The sequence below is a fragment of the Mesorhizobium sp. M1338 genome (genome assembly GCF_040318045.1).
GTDB lineage: Bacteria > Pseudomonadota > Alphaproteobacteria > Rhizobiales > Rhizobiaceae > Mesorhizobium.
In genome coordinates this window covers 1-1,412 of the sequence record NZ_JAMYLL010000130.1, presented here as the reverse complement: position 1 = coordinate 1,412, position 1,412 = coordinate 1, and the positions used below count along the sequence as shown (strand labels likewise).

At 63.1% G+C, this 1,412-nt stretch carries 1 protein-coding gene; it reads left to right on the top strand.

The window, feature by feature from the left end:
• Nucleotides 1-198: 198 nt before the first annotated feature.
• Nucleotides 199-1,412: IS4 family transposase (locus tag NKH19_RS33260; protein WP_352983938.1), on the top strand; the 1,214-nt coding region annotated here is incomplete at its 3' end.

Here is a 1,412-nt window from a genome sequence, read left to right as displayed (position 1 = left end):
GGGCTAGCGTGCGCACACATTTGCTTCGTGCTGTGGTCAAGCGTGAAGAAGCGAGGCCGGAAAATGGCTTGATGCGGTTGAATCGTATGTGATTCTGTAGCTGCTATTGTTGATTCTGGAGGTTTCGACGATGGCTTCGTTGCTTGGATACTTCGGCGACCTGCGCCTGCAAAAAAGGGGAGCATGGTTCTGGAGCGCATGTTTGCGCGTGTCAGCGCGGGCATGCGCCGGCTGGCTGACACGCGCGCCGAGAAGGTCGCGTTCACGCGCCTGTTTCGCAATCGCCACGTGAGCAAGCAAGAGATCATCCGCACGGCGGCGGCGCGAACCAGCGAAGTGGCCGCCGGCCGCCACGTGCTGATCATCGAGGACAGCAGCGAGATAAACTATGAAGCCAAGGCTTCGCGCAAGCGCGGTCTCGGTCGTGCCGGCAATGGCAAGGATATCGGGCTGTTCGTACATCCGGCGCTGGCCGTGGATGCCGTGAACGGCTCGGTCCTTGGCCTTGCAGGCGCCACGATCTGGCGGCGCCAGGCAAAGAAGGCGGATGACTACCAGGCGCTGCCAATCGAAGACAAGGAAAGCTACAAATGGATCGGTACCGCCAAGGCGGCATGCCAGGCGCTGACCGACACGCCGCAGATGACGGTGGTCGGCGATCGCGAAGCCGACATCTACGAAGTGTTTGCAAGGCTTCCCGACGAGCGCACGCATGTGCTCATCCGCGCTGTACGGGATCGGGCCTTGGGTACGCGGGGCGAGCGCCTGTTCAGCGCGATCGCCAAGACCCCGGAAACCGGCCGCATTGCCTTCGAACTGCAGGCCCGACCCGGCCGGCCGGCCCGCACCGTCGAACTGGCCGTTCGCTTCAGCGCGGTGAGCTTGCGCCAGCCCCGCCTTGGCGCCGACAGCCGCGATCCGCGCGAACTTATGCTCAACATGGTGGAAGTGCGTGAGATCGATCCACCCTCGGCCAAGGAAGCGGTGATCTGGCGGCTTCTAACCACACATTGCGTCAACACCCTGGCCGGCGCCATTGCTATCGTCGAGATGTATCGCTCGCGTTGGATCGTCGAACAGCTGTTCCGGACCGTGAAGTCGCAGGCCATCGATCTGGAGGAAAGCCTCATCGCCGATGGCGATGCACTCGAACGCCTGGCCGCCACCGCGTTGGTCGTCGCCACCAGGGTCATGCAACTCGTACACGGACGTGGTTCGCCGGGCCTCGACTTCCAGGCCGCACGCCTCTTCGATCCCATCGAGATCTCCGTCCTGGAAATGCTCATCGCCAAACTCGAAGGCAAGACCCAAAAGCAGAAGAACCCGCACCCCACGCACACGCTCGCCTGGGCCGCCTGGTGTATCGCCAGGCTCGGAGGCTGGAACGGCTACGAAAGCGAGCGCCCGCCAGG